Source organism: Xanthocytophaga flava, assembly GCF_030068545.1.
Taxonomy (GTDB): domain Bacteria; phylum Bacteroidota; class Bacteroidia; order Cytophagales; family 172606-1; genus Xanthocytophaga; species Xanthocytophaga flava.
Genome location: NZ_JASJOR010000030.1, coordinates 44,690 through 64,122, shown reverse-complemented (window position 1 = coordinate 64,122; position 19,433 = coordinate 44,690). Strand labels below are relative to the sequence as shown.

General features: G+C 39.6%; 10 protein-coding genes. 7 read left to right on the top strand and 3 right to left on the bottom strand.

Features of this window, described 5'->3' with window-relative positions; genetic code table 11:
* Window positions 1-214: 214 nt before the first annotated feature.
* The 3 genes from QNI15_RS30810 (at window position 215) to QNI15_RS30800 (ending at window position 5,097) form a co-directional block, all read left to right on the top strand.
* Window positions 215-2,662, top strand: a complete 2,448-nt coding sequence (locus QNI15_RS30810; protein ID WP_314035525.1) for a T9SS type A sorting domain-containing protein — start codon at window positions 215-217, stop codon at window positions 2,660-2,662.
* Window positions 2,663-2,800: 138 nt separating this feature from the next.
* Window positions 2,801-3,904 (top strand): serine hydrolase domain-containing protein, encoded by a 1,104-nt coding sequence (locus QNI15_RS30805; RefSeq protein WP_314035523.1) that lies wholly within the window; start codon window positions 2,801-2,803, stop codon window positions 3,902-3,904.
* Window positions 3,905-3,981: 77 nt separating this feature from the next.
* Complete coding sequence (locus QNI15_RS30800) at window positions 3,982-5,097, top strand: hypothetical protein (RefSeq protein ID WP_313992972.1); 1,116 nt, start codon at window positions 3,982-3,984, stop codon at window positions 5,095-5,097.
* 81 nt (window positions 5,098-5,178) lie between these two features.
* Here the strand turns inward: QNI15_RS30800 and QNI15_RS30795 are convergent, their stop codons facing one another.
* Complete coding sequence (locus QNI15_RS30795; protein WP_314035521.1) at window positions 5,179-6,825, bottom strand: VWA domain-containing protein; 1,647 nt, start codon at window positions 6,823-6,825, stop codon at window positions 5,179-5,181.
* A gap of 242 nt (window positions 6,826-7,067) precedes the next feature.
* Between QNI15_RS30795 and QNI15_RS30790 the strand changes: the two genes are divergently transcribed.
* The 4 genes from QNI15_RS30790 (at window position 7,068) to QNI15_RS30775 (ending at window position 13,710) form a co-directional block, all read left to right on the top strand.
* Entirely contained in the window at window positions 7,068-8,927 is a 1,860-nt protein-coding gene (locus QNI15_RS30790) for a glycoside hydrolase family 13 protein (RefSeq protein ID WP_314035519.1), read from the top strand.
* Window positions 8,928-9,770: 843 nt separating this feature from the next.
* Window positions 9,771-10,232: a (2Fe-2S)-binding protein gene (locus QNI15_RS30785; protein WP_313980625.1), complete on the top strand. Its 462-nt coding sequence runs from the start codon at window positions 9,771-9,773 to the stop codon at window positions 10,230-10,232.
* Between the two features lie 2 nt (window positions 10,233-10,234).
* Window positions 10,235-12,379 carry a xanthine dehydrogenase family protein molybdopterin-binding subunit gene (locus QNI15_RS30780; RefSeq protein WP_313992967.1) on the top strand — a complete coding sequence of 715 codons (2,145 nt, stop codon included), beginning with the start codon at window positions 10,235-10,237 and terminating at the stop codon, window positions 12,377-12,379.
* 143 nt (window positions 12,380-12,522) lie between these two features.
* On the top strand, window positions 12,523-13,710 hold the full coding sequence (locus QNI15_RS30775; RefSeq protein WP_390902226.1) for a DmpA family aminopeptidase: 1,188 nt from the start codon (window positions 12,523-12,525) through the stop codon (window positions 13,708-13,710).
* A gap of 50 nt (window positions 13,711-13,760) precedes the next feature.
* Here the strand turns inward: QNI15_RS30775 and QNI15_RS30770 are convergent, their stop codons facing one another.
* Window positions 13,761-16,001, bottom strand: coding sequence for an AAA family ATPase (locus tag QNI15_RS30770; RefSeq protein ID WP_313992965.1), 2,241 nt, complete (start codon window positions 15,999-16,001; stop codon window positions 13,761-13,763).
* Between the two features lie 76 nt (window positions 16,002-16,077).
* The gene (locus QNI15_RS30765; protein WP_313992963.1) at window positions 16,078-19,413 is read right to left on the bottom strand and encodes an AAA family ATPase; all 3,336 of its coding nucleotides are present in this window, start codon (window positions 19,411-19,413) and stop codon (window positions 16,078-16,080) included.
* Window positions 19,414-19,433: the final 20 nt, after the last annotated feature.

Genomic DNA, 19,433 nt, shown 5'->3' with positions numbered 1-19,433 from the left:
CATCTCTCAGCCAAAAAACCTCTTCTACCTACTATACAACAGATAATCAACCAATTAACCCACAGCCCCCGTTCAAAAAGAGACAAGCAACTTCAGTATATCAACCAAATACAGTAATTAATATAAAAAATTCATCGAAAATCGGAGCAATAATTTTGAAAACCCCATTATTTAAACTTTTTTCATATACAAGAATCACAAATCCTTATTTTTTATGAAACACAGACTACTAAACCGCTTTGCATTTTTTTGTTTGGCGTTGGTTGGGCTATTAACCCCATCCGTATTATCAGCTCAAATTGTAGGTAATCCTACATTACAAACGCCTGTAAAAACCAACATTAAACCAGTAAAAACAAAAGTTACATCTGATCTGTTGGAGCTTGAGCAATCCTACTCTTCTTCAGCACGTAAAAGTAGTGCACGCACTTCCATACCTTCCAACGAGCAACTTTTACAGGTTGTAGATAACAAGGTAGTAGTTGATATTACAGTTAAGGGAGATGCAACAGCCTTAAAGTCAATTCTTGAATCCAAAGGAATGATTATAAAAGGCATGTTTGGCAGAGTAATTTCAGGATTGCTTCCAATAAGTGCTATCTCTGAAATGCAACAAATTTCTTCCGTAAAATTTGTAATGCCTGCCTATAAACCCTGGAAAAACGTTGGCCTTGCTACCAGCCAGGCAGATTCAGCAATGCGCAGTACAATTGCTAAGAAAAACTATGGAGTTGACGGTTTGGGAGTAAAAATTGGTGTCCTATCTGACAGCTATAATAATCTAAATGGAGCTGCACAAGGTGTCCTGACAGGTGACCTTCCAGGCCCAGGAAATCCTTACAATCATACCAAACCTGTTCAGGTATTGTCTGATATTACATCCGGAGGCTCAGACGAAGGACGGGCTATGATAGAATTAATCCACGATGTAGCTCCAGGATCTGAACTAGCATTCCACACAGCTTTCAATGGACAGGCAGATTTTGCACAAGGGATTATTCGTCTGGCAAACAGTGGCTGCAAAGTAATCACAGATGACGTTATTTATTATGCCGAGCCTTTTTTTCAGGATGGAATCATTGCTCAGGCGATTGATATAGTTGCTGCTCAGGGCGTTAGCTATTTCTCTGCTGCCGGTAATCAGGGACGTGCATCATATGAAAGCGATTTCCGTAACACAGGTGAATCTCCAATGGGAAGTGATTTGGGTGAAGCTCATAACTTTGGTGCGTATACAAATCCTGCCAGGTATTATCAACCTATCTTTATTCCTAAAGGAGGTACTTATCGTTGTTCTTTTCAATGGGATGACTCTTTTTATTCAGCTTCAGGAGTAGGTGCGGAGTCAGATATGGATATTTATCTGTTAAATGCACAAGGTACTATTATAGCAGGTGCTGCAAGTGATAATATTGCCAGTGGAAATCCTGTTGAGGTATTCAGTTACTTTAACAACCCTTTAAATACGACTACGACAGAAACATTTTACCTATATATCGTAAAATATGCGGGTCCAGATCCCAACAGACTGAAATATGTCAATTTTGGTGATGGTGCTTTTTATTTAACTACTCCTGAAATTCCAGGTATCTTAAGTTCTACTCTGGTAGGACATGCCAATGCATCTGGTGCAGTAGCAGTAGGAGCATCCGCCTATTATAATACCCCTGCATTTGGTGTTAATCCACCTTATATCAATAGCTTTTCTTCCTTAGGTGGTACACCTACTTTTTTTGATACTGACGGAAATAGAATTGGATACGTAGTGCGTAATAAGCCAGAAATTACTGCTGTTGATGGTACCAATACTACATTTTTTACAGAAGATATTGCTCAGGATAGTGATACGCTGCCTAATTTCTTTGGAACTTCAGCTGCAGCCCCACATGCAGCAGCTGTAGCAGCATTGATGATCGAAGCAAGCCGTAGCCCACAGGGACTTACCCCTGAACACATTGTAGGTACTATGGCCTATACTGCAGTGGATATGGATGACCCTAATTCAGCAGGATTTTCCTCAGGATTTGACTACCGTACAGGATTTGGACTACTCAATGCTGAAGCAGCTGTGGCTGCAGTAGGTTTAAAACCAAATTATGTCGGCTCTCTTGGCTTTACAGCTGTGTGTTCAGAGGCTCCTGATTCCACACGTCGCTGGCGTATCAATAACCCAAATGGATTCAATGTTCGTGTAGATTGGTCAGTATACCAAACAAACCAGAAAGGTAGCGTTATCGCTCCTCCAGGATATAGCTACTTCACTACAGCTACAGTATCTGGATCTAACACTACAACAATCTCATGGAAAGATGGTGCAGGTGTAGTCAAATTTAATAGTAAAGCATCTACCAGTGCAGCTTGTGGTGCAGCTCGTGAAAGCTCAGAGATTCTGGCAAACAAAGCAGATGCATTTGAAATTCTTACAGCTTATCCAAACCCATCTGATGGCAAATTCAATCTTCTGTTTTTAGGAAGTGATCAGGCAAAAGTAAGTGTAAAAATGTATGATGTGAAAGGTCAACAAGTATATACACATCAATATACACCTGAAGTAAATAATAGTCTGTTACCTGTAGATACCAGCCGTCTGCCAAATGGTTTGTATCTGATGCAGGTAGCTCAGGGAGAGAAAAGACAAACATTGAAAATTGTAAAACAATAGGCAAACGCTTAGTATGTATTCCTATCCCTCTTCTGAATTAAGTTTCGGAAGAGGGATATTTTTTTAGTAAATTTCATTTTTTGCAACTCAACTGATTGCACCTATTCTCCAATCTTATTACTTTCTATTTACCCATCCATGCACCACCTGATTAAAACTACTCTGCTGCTTGTTATATTCCTTACTTGTACTTCCTGCCTGGTTGGCAGATTTGTCTGGTACAACTTTTCCAATATCACTGATTATAAGATATTTCCTTCCCGTCTCCTTCCCGCCAGCCCTACTCCTTTTCATTTCACTGAAACCCAACATCTAAGTCAGAAAATATTCCAGCACGTAAAGATTCAGACTCTGGATAGCCTGCTTGAAAACACACCAACAGTGGCTTTTCTGATTATCCGAAATGATTCCATTCTGTTTGAAAAATACTTTAAAGAGTATGAAAAAAACTCAACTGTGGCTTCATTCTCTATGGCAAAGTCTTACACATCGGCATTGATCGGAATTGCTATCTCTGAAGGTCACATTCATAGTGTAAATGATAGAATCATAGACTATATCCCAGAGTTTAAAGGCAAAAAAGACTTTGATAAAGTAACCATCCGTCATTTACTCCAAATGACATCGGGTATCAAAGCCAATGAAAGCTATTACTCACCATTCGGTATGGCTGCTAAGATCTATTATGGTCGAAATCTGCGTAAGTATATCTCCCGTCTGAAAATGGATTATGAGCCGGGAACCCAATTTGCCTATCGGAGCATTAACACTCAACTGCTTGGATTAATACTGGAACGGGCTACACATAAAAATGTAACAGACTACCTAAATGAAAAACTGTGGCAACCTCTTGGAATGGAATATGATGCCACCTGGAGTATTGATAAAAAGAAGAACGGACTTGAAAAAACATTTTGTTGTATTAATGCCAAAGCAAGAGACTTTGCTAAATTCGGAAGACTCTATCTTCATAAAGGCAACTGGAATGGTAAACAGTTGATACCTGCAAAATGGGTTGAAGAATCTACTCAAATAGACACAACTCAGGGAAGTGTACCCTATTATCAGTACCAATGGTGGTTTACCAATACAAAAAAAGGTAATTTTGAAGCTAATGGATTTCACGGGCAATATATTTATGTCAATCCTTCCAAAAATCTCATTATTGTCCGCCTGGGCAAACAATCCGGAAAAAATGTCAGATGGGAACAGGTATTTGAGCAACTAGCTCTTAAACTATAAAGTATGTCGTAAAGAAATAGTAGAACCAATTAAGTAACTTCATAAGTTTTATTTTTGTACAGACTACTTACAAAACTATGGATAGAGAAAATCAACATATAATTGCTATTCAGACAAAAGAAGGAAAGCAATTATCTAAACTCCAGAAACAGTTTAACAACTATTCGCAAAAAGTTGACAGACTTAAGCAAGCTCTTACCAGTACACAAACTGTTCTGGAAAAAGCTCAGCAAAAAGTTAACGAACTATTGGTGCCTCTTGAAAAACAAAAAATAGAACTCAAGATTCAATCCCTTTGGGCACTGGATAAAGTACATGACTCGGGTGCATTAAAGAAACGTGACAATGAAACACTGGCAGAGTTTATTGTCACACAAGTATATCCCTTAATTGCAGATTTAGGTTATGAAGATCTGAAGCCCCTGTTCGAAAAATATGAAGGACAGTCATTCGACGAATACAATCAACAGGCCAATGAGGAAACGGGTGGAATGATGAAAGAAATGTTTGCCAATATGGGAATTGATATGGATGAAGATGCAGACTTTAGCGATGTCAATACCTTTAAGGAAGCCTATGAGCGCAAAGTAGAACAGGAAGCAGCCAAAGAAGAAGAACGAAAGGCTAATAAAAAGAAGACAGCCAAACAAATAGCCAAAGAAGAAAAAATACGCCAGGAAGCACAAAACATAACTAAGACGGTACGCTCTGTGTATATGCAACTGGTTAAAGAATTTCATCCGGACAGAGAACCTGATGCACTTGAAAAGGAAAGAAAAACGTTGATTATGCAACGAATCACTCAGGCATATGAAAACGATGACCTCTTTGAACTTTTACGTTTGCAATTAGAATACAAACAAAAAGATCATGGAGATTTTGAGCTTCTTCCAGATGAGCAATTGAAATATTACAACAAGTTACTGAAGGAACAAATTGATGAGTTGGAAGCAGAATTATACTCTCTGCAAATGGGTGATAATCCGTTTGCACCTTCCTTATACTCTCAATTATGTATGCCTCCGGAACGCCTGGATGCTAATGTAAAACGGGAAGTAAATGTACTCAAGAAGTATATTAAGCAATTAAAAGAAGAAGTACAAACATTGCAGGACCCAGTATACGTACGGGAACTGTTGAAAGCGTTTAAACAAGAACAAAAACGCATGGCTCGTAATCCTTTTTCTTTTTAAGAACCATTCGACACAGTTTCTCACTACTAATCTGACAAACAACAGATTACCTCAGATATAAGTATCTTTTCCAAAGAATACTTATATCTGAGGTATCCCCACATTAATCTTTTGTAAATCTACAGCCAGTTGCCGGCCAATCTCCTTACTTTCCGGATTGTAAATCCAATAATTATCAAATACTTCTACTACACGAATATTGGGATCAGTACCAGTATGTACAGTAAGACTATGAAAGTGTGTTCCCTTTTGTTGTTCCTGACGAATACGCTTTAACAGAGGGTCTTGCATTTCATACATAATAAAATCAGAAATCATTAGCACATCCGCCTCTTTGTAGTTGTGAGTCTGCAACATAGTCAATGCCTCATACATAGGTGGATGGATGTCAGTACCGCCATTAAAAGTCATAGATAGAAACTTGACCAGTTGGTCCATGGAATTTTCCAACTCCAGTAAGTTAATGGTATGCAAGCCCGTAGAAAACGATATCAGATAACAGCTTCGTTTTTCCCGTGCAGCCATTTGCAAAATAGCAAAACAACAGACTTTAGCCACATATTCCGGTGTCCCCTCCATAGAGGCGCTCGCATCTACACAAATAATAAACGGACCTTTGTGCTTGCGACGTATCAGTTCACGGTTTCCGGAAGCGCTCCCCTCTCCTTTTACAATTTCTCTTCCCTGAAACTGAAAAGTTAATAATCCGTTGTCTATGTATTTTTTGTAAAAAGCCATTTCTGTCTCTGTATCACCTAACAAAACAGTCTCTGCAGGCAGGAGATAATTCAGATTATTACTCTCATAAACCCCACCAATCTCAGTTGACTCTTCCAGACTAGGCCTGTAGGTAGCCTTAGCAATAGCATATTCATATTGTTCATGTTCGATTTCAATCTGAGCCTCTCGCATACGTCCTAACAAATCAGCTAGTTCCCTGATAGAATCTTCATTTTTCAAAAGCTCCCGATACTTTTGTAATACATCAAAGTTGGTCTGTTTCCATAAACCTCTTGACATATTCCAGAATCGCCCTACTTCCTGAGCAAAGGGTTCCAGTAAGTCAACCATCTTTTCATATTCGGAGGCTTTGGCATATAAAAGTTCACTATACGCCTGCATTTTTTCCTGTATCTCCTGCATTTCATACTGAAGACTTTTCTGAACCAATAGTATCTCCCATTGCCTTAGTAAATCATTCACCAAACGGTTAACAGGATGAGTATCTTCGCCTTCACCTTCAATCTCTTTATAGAATCGTTCCCTATCTCTGAAAACCGGATCAAAATGATATTCATAAAAACTAACATCCAGTTGTTCTCTTGTATAAGCCTCTTTCAGAAAGTTTGTAAGATGATACCAGGTTTCAGCCCATAGTCGTAAAGGACGATCTCTCCAGGATTGGAACATCCCAAACTCCTCCTGACACGGATTGTTTTTGTTGATCTCATTCTGTGATCTACGCATCCATAGAAGCGTATCATGAATAATCTGGGTAGCGAGTGCTTCATTCCCTACTGTAACCCGAAGAAGCTTGTCTTCTGTAAAAATTTTGTCCAGAACAGTTATCCATCCTTCCTGAGAATCCGTAACAGCTAACTCATTGTCTTTCAAAGATGACGGTTCATACAATTTTGTTTTCAGATAGCGGACCAACTCTCTACGTGTGGACTTATCAAAAATATGTCCGAACTCCACAAACTGTTTAAACTCCTGTTCTACCTTCATAATCAACACTTTATACAATATTAATTTTTCCTATCCAAATACCGACCTTTCATTATTTTACTTCCACCATTCTACACGTAAATTCTTACATATTAGCTTCTTCACAGAAATACCCTTTCACCCTTACATTTCGACTACATCAACATATTCTCAATTCACTTTCCAATTGTACTAAACTTCTTGCTTTCGTACTAATTGTTTGTACTTTTGAACCTATATTTATTATCCAGAAATATTTACATATGAAAACCATTACTCATTTGAGTTTTTATTTTATCTGGGTCATTTTTTCATCATCCGCCTTTGCACAAAAAATAACCCTGTCGCACGTTGAACCTGCCTTCTGGTGGGTAGGAATGAAAAATCCTGGATTACAGATTTTAGTACATGGCCCTGGAATAGGTCAGGCACAAGTTTCATTATCTTATAAAGGTGTAAACTTATCTGGCATTGAAAAAGTTGAGAGTCCCAATTATCTTTTTTTAAATCTCCAGATCTCCCCGGATGCTATAGCTGGTAAAGTACCTATAGCCTTTAAAATAGGCAAAAAAACATTTACCCATCAGTACGAACTTCGAACAAAGTCTTCATCCACCAATCGTATCCAGGGATTTAGTCCGGCAGATGTGCTTTATCTTATCATGCCCGATCGCTTTTCCAATGGAAATCCCCAAAACGATACCATAGCTGGTATGTACGAAGGAACTCACCGAAACAAGCCTTTTGGCAGACATGGAGGCGACTTAAAAGGAATTTCCAATCATCTTGACTATATTAAAAATCTTGGAGTTACAGCCATCTGGTTAAACCCGGTTTTGGAAAACAACCAACGCAGAGAAAGCTATCATGGGTATGCTATTACGGATCTTTATCAGGTAGATCGTCGGTTCGGAAGTAATGAGGAATATGTCAGCTTTGTAAATCAGAGCCATCAATCAGGATTGAAGGTTATTCAGGATATGGTGGCTAATCATATAGGAATTGAACACTGGCTAATGAAAGACTTACCGGAAAAAGACTGGATACATGACTCACAGGCAAAAGAACCTATGCTTACAAGTTATAGAACTGGCACGCCATCAGATCCCTATGCCTCGCAATCTGACTTACGTAAAATGACAGATGGATGGTTTGTTCCCTCTATGCCTGATATCAATCAAACCAATCCAAGATTTGCAACTTATCTGATTCAAAACTCCCTATGGTGGATTGAATATGCGGGGATTGATGGAATACGTATGGATACCTACCCATACCCTGATAAAGAATTTATGGCTAACTATGCAGCAGCCTTACAAAACGAATACCCCAAATTTAACCTGGTGGGTGAGGCATGGATTAACTCTGTACCAATGACAGCTTACTGGCAAAAAGGCTTTAAAGGCACAGATGGATATGTAACTCAACTTCCTTCAGTGACAGACTTTCCGTTTTATGGTACAGTGATACAGGCTCTACAGGAAGAAGGAAGCTGGGATACTGGCCTGGTTCGGCTTTATATGTTGTTAGGGCAGGACTTTATTTATCCCAATCCGAATAACAATGTAATCTTTCTCGATAATCATGATCTGACGCGCTTTTTCTTAAGTATTGGACGAGATATTCAGAAGTTTAAACTTGGCATTACACTACTGTTAACTACACGTGGTATCCCTCAGCTTTATTATGGCACTGAGCTGTTAATGGATGGAGATGGAGCTGTTCATCCTGATGTACGCAAAGATTTTCCCGGAGGCTGGCCTGGAGATCCGATCAATGCATTTACCGGTCAGGGACGTAATGCCAGTCAAAATGAAGCCTATGAGCTTATAAAGAAGCTACTGGACTGGCGCAAAACGCAATCCGTTATTCATACAGGCAAGCTGATGCATTATTTACCGGAAGACAATGTATATGTATACTTCCGCTATACAGCAAATGAATCTGTTATGGTAATCCTCAATGGTAGTTCTAAGGAAAAAAACCTTTCAACAAAACGATTTTCAGAGCGGTTGCAATCCTTTAAACAAGCCAGGGATATTATTTCTGGAGAAAACATCTCTGATTTGACTACACTAAAGATCCCGGCAAAAACATCTTTGGTACTGGAACTCAAACAATGAGAGGACAATCTATATGTGTATAATTCATAGCAAAAACTGTTTTTGCAAAGACAATGCAGCCACACTGATTGGCAGAGAGATTACTCATTATACACAACAATTTTGATTCTCAACATAACTTTAATCACTTTTGATTTTAATCAGAGTTCCGATCATTTTTTCTATGTGCATAACTCACAGCAAATTGAATTTTGATCGGAACTCAGTTCATCACTCTTTTAGGTATCAGCTAATATTTCTTGTTAGGTTAAGTAGTGAGTTCAATTATATATAGGATAAAGCAGTCTGACTAGAGAGATTTATCATTAAAAATAGATTTATTCCATAGAAACAAAGGCAGCCCCCTAGCAAATTGCACTTTTTCAACAAAAATCACATTAGTTTTTAGCTCATTTTTTAGATTTGATATATGTGGAAAAACTAAAAAATGAGCTAAAAAAAACGGTGTTTTTTGGATCATCAATAACCTGTTTTTAGCTCACTCGTTTTATTTTATTTACCAACTAACTGTATAACAAGAAGTTTGCAATATATTTTTTAGCTTACTTTTTAGTACTTTTTAGCTTACTTTACATTTTTTGTTTTTTGGTACATGTGTTCCCTCCCCTATAGGAGGGAACACATGTACCAAAAAACTGATAAAGGGTAAATTAACAAGATGCTAAGTAACTGCTGTTTCATTATTGCTCACATCTAAATACCAAACTCCTATATGCCTCCTTTAGTCAAATACCTTATAGCAGAAGCATCTTTTCACTTAATTGTATAAATTTCTCTCCTGATTTGTATAAGCCATCCACTAATTTTTGTAATTTAGTTTATACTAACCTCCTAACTATACCAATGGCACTTTTCAAACTACTTGTCAACGGACGCAACTATGAAGCAGATGTTGATCCAGAAACTCCTCTTTTATGGGTCTTGAGAGACCATTTAGGACTAGTAGGTACTAAATATGGTTGTGGTATAGCTCAATGTGGAGCCTGTACTATTCATCTGGATGGAGAGGCAACCCGTTCATGTGTATTACCTGTATCCGCTATCGGTACAGCAAAGGTAACAACCATAGAAGGACTTTCCTCTACTGGTGACCATCCAGTACAGTTGGCATGGGATGAAGTAGATGTACCCCAATGTGGATATTGTCAGGCTGGTCAGATAATGACAGCGGCTTCCTTTCTAAAACATAATACTAAACCTACAGAGGAAGAAATAGAAGTAGCAATGTCAGGTAACCTCTGTCGCTGTGGAACCTACCATCGTATCCGTGAAGCTGTAAAACTTGCCTCTACTAAACTCAAATAGCTATGTCTACTCTACCTAACCCTAGCCGAAGAAATTTCTTAAAACTGGCAATAGCAACGAGTGGGGGGCTATTTCTGGGATTTAACTGGAACACTGCCAGCGCAGATACACAAGCTATCCTAACTGAAGGTACTCTTGCTGGGGCTATTGATTTCAACAGTTATCTCTCTATTGCCCCCAATGGCATTGTGACTATTTTCTCCCCTAATCCGGAAGTAGGACAAGGCATCAAAACAGCCTTTCCTATGATTGTTGCCGAAGAACTGGATGTGGACTGGAAGAATGTAAACGTAATGCAGGCACCTCTCGACACCCAAAAATTTGAAAGGCAGGTCGCGGGTGGCAGTGGTTCTATCAGACATTCATGGCAAAGACTACGTAAAGCAGGAGCTACAGCCCGTCAGATGCTTCTCGAAGCTGGGGCAAAACATTGGAAAGTACCAGTAGCTGAATGTAAGACAGAAAAAGGGATGGTTATTCATACTACCTCAGGGCGTAAGCTAAGTTATGGAGAACTGGCTTCAGAAGCAGCTAAGTTGTCTGTACCTTCTGATGTAAAGCTAAAAGAAGTCAAAGATTTCCAACTGATTGGTCAGGTAGCTAAAAATGTCGATAATCCTAAGATTCTCACAGGTCAGCCCCTCTATGGAATAGACTTTTATCGGGAAGGAATGCTGTTTGCAATGATCAAACGCCCTTCAGCTTTTGGATTGAAATTAAAATCTGTTGATTCCACAGCAGCCAAATCTATGTCTGGTATTACCGATGTAATTACCTTTAAAAACAATGTAGCTGTGGTAGGTAAATCAACCTGGCAGGTGAAGAAAGCTATTGATTTGCTAAAAATAGAGTATGAAAAAGAAAGTGATCTGGAAAGCACTACGGATCACAATCGTATTTTCGAAGAATTATTAAATAGTCCCAATACAACTGTTCGCAGAAAAGATGGAGACGTAGAGATGGCGTTTAAGAATGCAGCCAAGGTAATCAAAAGCGAATATCAGTGTCCTTTTATTTCGCACAGTCCACTGGAACCTATGAACTTCTTTGCGCATGTCAAACCAGATAGCGTAGAGCTCATAGGTTCAACCCAAACCCCCGAGGCTGCACGCAACGAAACAGCCAAACTGCTGAATATTGCTCCTGAAAAAGTCTCTGTTGAAATGACGCGTATGGGAGGTGGATTTGGTCGTCGGCTAAAAACCGACTATGTACTGGAAGCTGTGGAGGTATCAAATCTTGTCAAAGCACCTGTAAAAGTGATCTGGACACGGGAAGATGATATGACAGGCGGCAGTTACCGTCCGGCAGTACGTTATCGTTTTGAAGCAGCATTAGACAAACAAGGCAATCTGGTTGGCTACAAATTACGAGGTGTAGGGATGAATTCAGGCAACTGTACCCGTGAAGATAACTTCCCCTCAGGAGCTGTTGAGAATCTGCTCATTGATACAGTAGAACATAAATCTCCAATCACAACAGGTCCGTGGAGGGCTCCTATTACCAACTTTCTGGCCTTTGCAGAACAAGCTTTTCTGGATGAAGTAGCTTCTGCAGCCAAAAAAGATCCGGTACAATTCCGGCTTGAGTTACTAGACAAAGCAAAAAAATCTCCGACAGGTGCCATTAAATACGATATTGACCGTTTGAAATCTGTTATTCAGCTCGCAGTTGAAAAATCAGGTTGGGGTAAAAAGAAAGGGGTATCTCAAGGATTTAGTGTTTATTTTTCACACTTCTCCTATGTTGCACAGGTAGGTGAAGTAGTCATGCAAAAAGGGAAACCAGTACTAACGAAAATCTATGCAGCCGCTGATTGTGGAGTAGTCATCAATAAAAGTGGAGCACGTCAGCAAATAATGGGGGGTATTGTAGACGGACTAGGGCATGCTATGTACGCTAATCTGACATTCAAAGATGGTGCACCCCAACAATCTAATTTCAATACCTATCGTCTGATCCGCATGAATGAGATTCCGGAAGTGGAAGTGCATTTTGTTGAAAATACTATTGATCCTACAGGTTTGGGTGAACCGGCCTTGCCTCCTACCGGAGCCGCAGTTGCTAATGCCCTTTTCAAAGCTACAGGCAAACGACTCCGTAACCAGCCTTTTGCAGAACAGGAAGGAATGAAAGGAATTTCATAATTTGTTTTGTTGCCCTTTTTGATTACAATATACTCAGAAAGGGCAACTTTTATTTTTAGATTATAGGATCTTCTTCCATTTTCATCAACTCTCATTTTATAGTGTATAGCCTATCTTCCAGGCGACTTTGTTTTGCCATCCTGATTACCCCTCTATTCCTGGTTCATGTGTACAGCCAAGCCAAACAAACTTCTTCTGGACGAAAAAGAGCAAGAGAATATGGTATCCGGATTGGAGTACTACCAACAGGCACCCACAACGCAATAACGGATGTACAAGGAGTCAAAGTTGGACATGTGACTTTACATATAGGCAACTCAATCCGGACGGGTGTTACGGCTATTTCACCACATGATGGCAACATTTTCCAGCAAAAAGTACCTGCAGCAGTCTATGTTGGCAATGGTTTTGGAAAATTAAGTGGCAGTACACAGGTAACAGAATTGGGCAATCTGGAAACACCAATTATTCTCACCAATACCCTCAGTGTTGGTACAGCAATGGAAGCAACTGTTCAGTATACATTGGACCAAGCTGGCAATGAGAAAGTACAATCAGTAAATGCACTAATAGGAGAAACGAATGATGGCTATCTGAATGATATTCGTGGAAGACATGTCACCAAAGCACATGTACTGGAAGCAATTCAAAAAGCAACAGAAGGACCTGTTCAGGAAGGTAATGTTGGAGCTGGCACGGGTACTGTTTGCTTTGGATTCAAAGGAGGTATTGGCACCTCCTCCAGAATGCTACCACAAGCGGTTGGAGGATATACAGTAGGCGTCCTTGTCCAAACCAACTTTGGTGGCGTATTACAAATAGCAGGTGCACCTGTAGGAGAGCGCCTTGACCAATATTACCTAAGTCCACAATTGAAAAAAGAGAAAGAATCCAGAAAAACTCCTGGTGACAGTAAGTCTCAAAATACGAAAAAAACAGAGGACGCAGATGGCTCCTGTATGATCATCGTAGCAACAGATGCACCACTGGATGCCCGTAATCTGGAACGTCTGGCAAAACGCGCTATGCTTGGACTTGCAAAAACCGGAGGAATTGCAGCCAACGGTAGTGGCGATTATGTCATAGCATTTTCTACAGATCCAGCACTTCGGATACCCTATGAACCCTCTCAACCAACCCAAACTGTTACATTGTTACACAACGATTACATGTCTTCCCTATTTATGGCAGTAATTGAAGCCACAGAGGAAGCTATTATCAACTCAATGACTAAAGCCGAAACCACAACAGGTAAAGAACAACATGTAATTGAAGCGTTACCTATGGACAAAGTGGTCAAAATCCTGAAAGAATATAATCGACTTGAGTAATTTTTTCTTTGAAGTTGTTTAAAAGACGTCAAAGAAAAAATTATAAACTATCAGACAAATACAACTGAATCCTTCTCATACCCGATCAAGACCTCCTGATTGTATAATTCTGGACGCTGCAAAATCAGTCGAGCCAATGGGGCGACAATCAACCGTTCAATTTCCCTCTGAAGAGGACGAGCCCCATATTTTTTATCAAAGCCTTTCTCTGCTATATAATGAATTAACTCATCTGTATAGGAAAGCTTTAATCCACGATTCTTAATACCATCCCGCGTCCCAATATGACTCAGTTCATACAAAGTAATTTCACGGATGGTATCCTGATCTAATGCATAGAATGGCAGTATGAGATCAATCCGGTTAAAAAACTCAGGACGGAAAAAGGCTTTGATACCAGCCTCAAAATCATTTGTCTGGTAATTACGAAATCCTACAGAACCACGCTGCGAAGCTCCCAGATTGGATGTCATAATAATGATCGAATTCCGGAAATCTGTTACCCGTCCTGTTGAATCAATTAAGATCCCTTCATCTAACACAGTAAGCAAGGCATCGAAAATCAATGGGTGCGCCTTTTCAATTTCATCCAATAAAACTACACAAAACGGCTTTTCTCTGACAAACTGTACCAGCTTGCCTTCAGCTCCAATCAATCGATAAATTTGTCCAGGGTGCTGAAACTCACTCATATCAAGCCGTATCAGAGGTTGATAGGTCTGACCAATACCAAAGAAATAATCGGCCAGGGTCTGAGCAGTAGCCGTTTTCCCTACTCCGGTAGGTCCGGCAAAGATCATGGAAGCAATGGGCTTATTGGGATCATTTAAACCGGCCTTAAATACTTTGATCACTGAAATAATTTTTTCTAGTATATGATCCTGCCCTTTAATGCGATCACTGAAATGCTTTCTTAGCACCTTATTATCCAATAGCAAGTCATCCCGAAGCAAGATATCGGGCAAACCAGTTTGGCGAGAAAAATTTTTGATAACCACCTGCGGATCAACAATCGACTGTTGGGTCTGAAGCGCTTTATTCACACACTGATTCAGAAAGCGAATGGCCTTACCTGGGAATCTTTCATAACGGACAAATCGATCCAGAAGCATATACACTGTTTCCAGAGCCTGATGTGAAAAAGAAACCTTTTGATGTTTTTCAGCATGTGCTGTATAGTAATCGAATATTTTTAACATTGTAGCCGTATTCATCTCCTGCACGGGCAAGATCTGAAAATGATCGACAAAGCCAGGCAAAAGCTTACGCATTACATCTAATTGCTCAGGAGTTACTTCACTTATCATCTGCAATTGTTTTTGCCGGATAAATGAGGTTAGAAAAGCAGCTACAGAATCCTCGGGTCCTTCTCCACCAGTTAGAGCCAGCATCACAAAATTCTCAATCCAGACAATACCATTTGCATGTACCAGATCACTGACCAGTTCTTCACAGTTTTCCTGCCATTCACCCAGATATTTTGCTTTGGCAGTAATACGAGCAGGAGTTGTACGCCAGAATGAATGACGCTCGAAATCTTCCTGTGACTTCTCCTGCTGATGTATTTTTCGAATAGCTTCATGGATAATGGTACTTTTACCAACACCTGAATTACCCACAAGCAGAACATTGTTTTTTCCTGTCAACAGAAAAGAAATCAGCTTATCAACAAATTCTCCCCTCTCCCAGGCCGCATCCAGGACTAACCTGGTATTTTTTCTGGCATAAGGAAGTCTCTCAGCTACACTGTTCAGCATTTGGAGATGTGAGAAATCATCTGCCTTAGTTTTGGGCTGCTCGACCCTAGGTACTTTCACAGTAACACTCTCCAACCATGGAGCAGAACTTTGCAATAAACTATAGATTTTGCCAGGATCCATGTTGTGAAGTACATCTTTGGCAAAGTGCTCTATGAGTTTATCCAGATCTTTTTCAGAATAGAAATAAAAACTTTTATCAAGCAATGGTAGAAAGCACTCGAAAAACCCCTGTTCATTGCCTCCATATACAGCATAAACCGGAAACTCAATAGATTCTTTTACAGGATAAATTCGCTGTTTTTCCTGGTAGTGAGGACGTATAATAAGTTTGAGTGTTTTAATCCTTGGTTGTAGAATCTCTGGTTCGTAGTATGCTCCCCGCTGAAGTTGCTTTTCAATATATTCCGAAAAATCACCTGTAAGGCCACGAATATCATCAGACACCAGTTGTTTATCCAGGCCTATAATCTGCCCCAGTATGGTATTTTCATCTATTCGGCGACACAGTAAAGGAAACTCCAGTATTTTCATAAAATGTAGTAGCGCATCCGCTAAAAGATAATTGAAACAAAATCAGCAATAAATCTTTCAAATATATATGTTCTCTTTACTCATCCTGAGTAATGGTATTGGCATAAAACAACCATTTGAGTTCCTGATAAGTCAGGTCTTTATTATGAACAATACCAGACCTTAAATCCGTAATGAGTGTACGTTTGATTTTACCATCTCCCAGCATGTATAGGCGTACAATGTGACTTACAGATTGTTCATCACTATCAACAGGAGATTTCCTTCCTTTTTCAATCTCATATATGAGGGTATTTATATCTGAGCCAGTCTCAACTGGATACACAGAAACTTCCACCGGAACAGAGGTTTCATGAGAAGAAAAAAACATGTGAAATCCAACTTCCTGCTGAAACAGATGGTATACACCTGTAGCATGAATATGTAGGTAGATATAGCCTTTTTCCTGCTTTACTTTTGTAGTAAGTCCAAATACTGTCCTATACATCTTCTCCATATATTCTATCTCATTACTTCCTGAGTTTTCAACGGCAGACGCTATACGAAGTAAAATCTGCCCAGGTCGTTGCTCTACATAACAAGTAAGGTTGAAATCAAGCCATGCTATGTCCTGTGACAGATAGAAGTACAAAGCATTCGTTTCGTTTACTATTCGGGCAGCAGATTCATGAATCTCATTAAAGTAATCTGATATTTCCAGCTGACTATATAATTCTGTCAAGAATGCTTTCCCTTCGCCATTCCAACCATAGTTACGTATTCTTTTTACTCCCGAAACACTTTTTAAAGGAAGAACCGTCTTTGCAATATTCATTTTCTTACCAGCCTGATACTCCCAAAGAATATTCGTAAGCTTTGCTTCTATCTCTGTTAACGATTCCTTAAAATACATCAGTTGGGAAGCTTCCTTGTTCGTTTCCGTTGAATATACCAGACTGCTATTCTCCTGATCCATTTCCAGCAACTCTTCTTTAATATCCTCTACTGTTTCCAACAATTCAGCAAACAAATCAAATGTAATTTCAAGATTTTCCAGGTTAGGCAGTTCCGATGTTTCGTTTTTTGGTATATGTTCCAACAGAGTAAGATGTGGCATAAACTGATCATCCCGGTGAAACAAACTAAAAATAACAGGTTTGTCAGGGGCAATCAGTACCAGCTTATCGGCAATCAATACGGTGAGTTCTTTCTCAATCTGACGTTTTAGTGCTCTCCCTCCCATTTCCGGATCAAATCCTTTTTGAGCAATAGCTTCCAACACTTCTGGTGAAACATTCAAAATAGTATGACGACGCAGAAAACCATGCCGTTTAAGTAGTTCTTTGATCTGAAGCCAGGCAATAAGCCCAATGTGTTGAGAGGTAAGCTTTTGAAAAAAGACAATTCTGTCAATCCGATTGATGAATTCCGGTCGGAAGAAATCACGCACGGCCTTTTCATATGTCCGAGTTGTGATATCCTCTCTACGTTGCAGATTGATTTCTTTTCCAACACGTTCTGCCCCCAGATTAGACGTCATGATAATAACAGTATTACAAAAGCTGACAGTCCGTCCCAAGGCATCTGTCAGACGACCTTCACCTAATATCTGCAACAACAGGTTGTGTACATCCGGATGTGCTTTCTCAATTTCGTCAAATAGAAGAACACAAAAGGAGTTGTAACGAATTTTAGTAGTAAGTTGGCCTTCTGGATTGGTAAAATCGCCTACCAATCGGTTTACAGCGTCATCATCGATGAATTCATTCATATCAAAACGAACCAGGCTTTCATCGTGTGTGAATAAATATCTAGCCAGAATTTTCGCTGCCTGTGTCTTGCCTACCCCTGTGGGTCCAATAAACAAAAACGCTCCAAACGGACGCTCAGGATTATTCAGCTGTGCTTTGATTACATTCAAAACATCTGTAAGGCAATCTACAGCTTCTGGTTGCCCAATAAGGCGTTCAGCCAAATAATCAGCAAATTCAGTCCGACCAATACGAATATCCTGATTTGCCAATCTTTCATTCAAATGTGTCTGACTACTAAATTCGCTTATGATCGTCTGTACATCAATCTCTTTTTTAGCATATTTAGTTGCCAATTGATGCAAACTTTCCGCTACTACTCCAACCAAACCTCTGGAAATATGAAAGCGTTTCTGAAGTTCAATTAATCGAACTAAAGCCAGATTCGTAATACCAAACTGATGCTCCTGCTCAAGCTGGTTACGAAGTTTGCTTATAATCTTCAGTCCTGTGGTCTCATCTGGTTCATACAAACGAATAACCTTAAACAAATCTGTGAACCCTCGATCTAGTTCACTGACAACTGCCCATTCTTCAGGAGTAGCTTCCAGAATCACCTGCAATCTACGTCCCTGAAGATAGGGTTTCAGCACATCACTCAATGTCATGCTGTTCTGTGAAGACTTCCCAATCCGGAACAAAGACACGATATTTGTAAAATATAACTTATCCTGGCGAGGATTCTTTTCAAGAGGATGCATAGCAAAGCGAATGATTGCTTCAAAGCGTCGTTGCCAGGCACCGACTATACTCATCCCTGCAATGATTCGGGAAGGATCGACATTCCAGACATTATCCAGCTTAGATAATTGCTTGTCGGCATGTTCTTCCACATGTCGGTATACTACTTCATGCAGAATCGTTGTTTTTCCTACTTTACGATCTCCTATCAGTACAACAGGGATATTCTCCCGGTTATAGAGTAAAGTTTTCAGCTGTTCCACTATCAAATCTGAAAAATATGCTCTGCTGAGTTGTGTAGGATACCAGTCATTGAGATCGTGTCCTACGCGTACAATTTCCCGTCTGCCATCAAATGATATTTCACTACGAAAAAACTGTTGAAACAGGTTGTTAGTATCTCCAAGGATTTTTTCTCCAGGCACAAACATGTGCAGATCCAATGTTGTACAAAACTCACCTTTGCCTGATGCAAATCCATCCAGTATAAACTCTTCATCTTTCTTCTTTGTATACTTGCGTGCATAGATCTGGACTTGTTGTATTACTTCTTCGATCACATCAGATCTGCGTGCATTGGGTTTTCTGGAAATAAACTGATAATTTCCAAAAGCTGGCAATAATACTACTGTATACTCTCCTTGTATAAACCAGGCAACAGACAACTTTCCATTAAAAAAGCGTTGCCCATAATTAAAATCCAAATCTATGGATTCAAACTTGAATTCCGGATTAAACAACAGCCATAACAACTCATCCGAGTTATCCCGCTCAACTCTATATTGTGAAAATTCCTTTCGGATAAGCTGAGTAAGTTTGCGAATAGCATTCTCATACCGTTCATCAGCTGCATACCATTCCGAATGAAACAACGGACGAATAATGTATTGCTCTTTTTTATGTTGAACCCAGATAGGTATTTCAAAATGAATATTGGCCATGTAAAATTTGCAAAACTGGA